The sequence below is a fragment of the Prosthecobacter sp. genome, assembly GCF_044378005.1.
GTDB lineage: Bacteria > Verrucomicrobiota > Verrucomicrobiia > Verrucomicrobiales > Verrucomicrobiaceae > Prosthecobacter.
Window position 1 is genome coordinate 1 of record NZ_JBILYB010000285.1, and the last position, 3,537, is coordinate 3,537.

The 3,537-nt window shown below is 60.6% G+C and carries 3 protein-coding genes; 1 reads left to right on the forward strand and 2 read right to left on the reverse strand.

Going from position 1 to position 3,537, the window contains the following annotated elements; translation table 11 throughout:
• Positions 1 to 10: 10 nt before the first annotated feature.
• Both AC6FTP_RS26135 and AC6FTP_RS26140 read right to left on the reverse strand, forming a co-directional pair.
• Positions 11 to 1,063 carry a sugar phosphate isomerase/epimerase family protein gene (locus AC6FTP_RS26135; RefSeq protein WP_497209835.1) on the reverse strand — a complete coding sequence of 351 codons (1,053 nt, stop codon included), beginning with the start codon at positions 1,061 to 1,063 and terminating at the stop codon, positions 11 to 13.
• Between the two features lie 115 nt (positions 1,064 to 1,178).
• On the reverse strand, positions 1,179 to 2,378 hold the full coding sequence (locus AC6FTP_RS26140) for a redoxin domain-containing protein (RefSeq protein WP_497209836.1): 1,200 nt from the start codon (positions 2,376 to 2,378) through the stop codon (positions 1,179 to 1,181).
• A gap of 99 nt (positions 2,379 to 2,477) precedes the next feature.
• Here AC6FTP_RS26140 and AC6FTP_RS26145 point away from each other — a divergent pair.
• Positions 2,478 to 3,537, forward strand: a 1,060-nt coding sequence (locus tag AC6FTP_RS26145) for a hypothetical protein (RefSeq protein ID WP_497209837.1), incomplete at its 3' end; no start/stop codon positions are given.

A 3,537-nucleotide genomic window follows, 5' to 3' on the forward strand; every position in this document is an offset into this window, starting at 1 on the left:
TGAGATTTCCTCAGGCTTTCTCACGAAGCCAAGCCGTGCTGCGCTCAAGCTCACCCTTCTGGTAGGCGATCTCGGCGTCTTTTTTGCCGGGGCCGTCGGGGGCTTTGAAGCTGGGGATGGCTTTGCCTTTCTTGGTGAAGTCGAGCCAGGTCTTGAAGGCGGCGGTGTCGCGATAGCCGGGGAAAGGAGTCCAAAACTCGTCCTTCTTCCACGACATCGGTTTGGCGAAGCCGGAGATGGTCTCGACTTGCAGCGGCACGCCGGGGGCGAGTTGGGCGAAGCGTTTGGCGTAGGCGGAGAAATCGACGAGGCCCTCGCCGATGGCGGTCCACTGGATGACGGCTCCGTTTTCATCCTCCCAGGCCATGCTGTCACGCACGCTGGAGCAGATGGTGTAGGGTCCAAGGACTTCGAGGTGGGCCATCGGCTCTTCCATGGCCCAGACCGCATTGCCGGGGTCGATGTTCGCGCCGACGTAGCTTTTGCCTGCGGCCTCGATCAGCGCCTTCAGCTCGTGGCTCTGCATGTCGCCTGCGTGGTTCTCGATGGCGATCTTGATGCCTTCGCCTTCGGCCAGGGATTTGTTGGCTTGGATGACTTTGATCGTCTCTTCGATGTGCTTCTGGATGCCGCCATCGCTGCTGCGGTCCTTCTGATTGCCGAGGTAACAACGTGCCACGGGTGAGCCGAGCTTTTTCGCGGCCTTGATGGTGAGCGCCAGCGTCTCCTCCGGCGTGCCATAGGTGGGCTTCCAGGTGTTTGAGGTGCCGCAGACGCTGCTGGTGCCGATGTAAAGCTTCACGCCCGCCTTGTCGGCCTGATCTTTGAGACCTTGCAGATAGCCGTCTTCGAAGGACTCAAACACACCCAGCTCCGAGATGAAGCAGGTGTCGAGCTTCAGCGAGGCGGCGTAGTCGATGTGCTGCGCGGCCTTCCAGCCCGTGGCACGCACCGCGAAGTGGTCGATGCCGATCATGAGTCCCGGCACAGCGGCACGAGCCTGGCCGAGCGCGAGCGCAGCAGTGGAGAAAGCAGAGGTCTGGAGGAAGTGGCGGCGGTTCATGGGTAATTTCTAGCTGGATACAGGAGAACGATAAAAGGATGAAGGGTAAAATGATGGGGCTGACTTTCTGTCATGATTTTACCCCACATCATTTTGTCGGAGAAGCTTCACTGGCTCACTCCTCCGGCACAAAATACCGCCCCATCGCCTCCAGAATCTTGGCGCGGAGTTCGTCGCCGTTGACCTCTTCATTGTGGCGGTAGATGACGGCTCCGCCGGGGGCGACGACGAGGGTGTGGGGGATGGGGCCAGGCCATTCGGGATCGAGCGCCTGGATGAGGGCATCGGTGTTCGGGGCGTTGTAGATGTAGGCGTTGCCGGCACGGCCTTCGGCTTTGAGGCTGGGCTTGATCTTGTCTGGCACGATGGCGTTGTGCTTCTCCAGGAAATCCTTCACTTCCTTGAGTTCGCCGGGCTCGTTGATGCTGATGCTGATGAATTCAAAATCACGCAGACCGAACTTCCGCGCGGTGGCGACGAGTTCGGGGAACTCCTCCACGCACGGGCCGCACCAAGTGGCCCAGACGTTGAACATGCGGACCTTCTTTGTGTCGTTCTTCCGCAGCGCGGCCACGCCAGCGGCATCGATGAGCTCGACGTGCACCTCGCTCTTCTCCCACTTCTCATTGTCGGCAGCGACGGCCACGCGTTTTTCGATCCACTTCGTCGAGCAACCATGCGGCGGCGTGTTCTCCACGGGCACCGGTTTGCCAGAAAGCAGGGCGTCGACGGCGAGTCGCGCATCCTGAGAGGTCACGGTGGCGGCATCGGCGTAGCGGGAGTCGTCAAAGCGACCCTGGTAGCGGAGTTTGCGCTCTTTATCGAAAAGGAAGACGTGAGGTGTGGCGAGGCAGCCGTAGGCCTTCGCGACGGCCTGCGTCTCGCCATCGAAGAGGTAGGGAAAATTAAATTCCTGCTCCTTCGCGTGGCGCTTCATCTCGGGGAAGCTGTCGTTGTATTTCGAGTAGCCGAGTTCGTCGGACCGCAGCGCAGCAGGATCATTCGGGTTGATGCCGACGACACGCAGCCCCTTGCCTTTGTAATCCTTCACAAGCTGCTTCAGCCGACCTTCGATAGCCTGCGAAGTCGGGCAGTGATTGCTGATGAAGGCCACCATGAGCAGGTCGGCCTCCGCATACTCGGCCAGCGAGTGCTTTTCCTCATCAATGCCGAGGAGGTCGAAAGCCGGTGCCGCATCGCCGATCTTCAGCTCGTGAAAACCTTCCGGGTGATGGTTCGCAGCAGGCTTTTTCGGCGCATCCGTCTGGGCGAAGGCCAGCACGGGCAGGAGGAGAAGAGCGGGGAGCAATTTCATGAGCGTGAAGATGAACGTGAGGAACGCCGCTGGTGTAGCGCAGGAGCGACACGAATTCCAGAACTTGGCATTTCCCGGCCAGTCGTTAATATCACGCGCATGAACGATCAGGCCATCCTCTCATCTCGCTGGCGCAAGCTGGCGCGGCGCACCGCTTGGAAGGTGAATGCGGGCTGGCTGATGGAGATGCTCACGCCTTGGCTTGTCGGCGCGGGCGCGCTCGGTTTTGCGGGCATCGTGTGGCTGAGGTCGCATGGCATCGCGGTGGAGATGGCGCAGGCTTGGCCTTGGGTGGCTGGTGCGGTGGTCGTGCTCATCAGTGCGGCGGTGGTTTTGGCGAAAAAGCACTTCATGGGCACGGACGCGGCGCTCGTGCGGCTGGAGGCGCAGCTTCATCTGCACAATGCCCTGACCGTGGCGCGGCTTGGACGCGGCGCGTGGCCGGAGATTCCGGGAAGCGTGATGGATGGCCTGAGTTGGAGGTGGTCACGCGTCGGCGGACCTTTCGCAGCTTGTGCGGTGTGTTTGCTCGCCGCCTTTTATCTGCCGATCACGCCCGATGCGGCGGCGGTGATCCCTGATGCCGAACCACAGGCCTGGCAAAAGATGGACGAGTGGCTGGAGAAGCTGCAGGAGGAGAAAATCATCACGCCCGAGGCTGAAGCCGACCAGCAGGCGAAGCTCGATGCCCTGCGCAATCAACCACAGGAGAAGTGGTTCAGTCACGAAAGCCTCAATGCCAGTGACACACTGAAAGAGCAGCTCCAGCGCGAGATCGCGAACATGGGGCGGAATCTCTCGGACGCCGAGCGCAGCCTGAATGCCCTGCAAAACTACGGCGACAAGCTCTCCGAGCAGGCCAAGGAGCAGATGCTGAAGGAATTCGCCGAGGCACTGGAGCAGATGAAGTCAGGCTCACTGCCTCTCGATCCTTCGTTGCTCAAAGAGCTGTCCCAAATCGACCCGAAGAACCTCAAGTCCATGTCCAAAGAGCAGCTCGACCAGCTCCGCGAGTCTCTGAAAAACAAAGGCGGCACCTGCGACAAGATGGGCGAGGGCTTCGGTCAGGGGAAGGGCTTCCTCGGTGATGGTGAAGGCGAGGACGACAACGGCATGAAAAAGTTCCGTGATGGCATGGCCACCGGACCCCAGGGCGAAG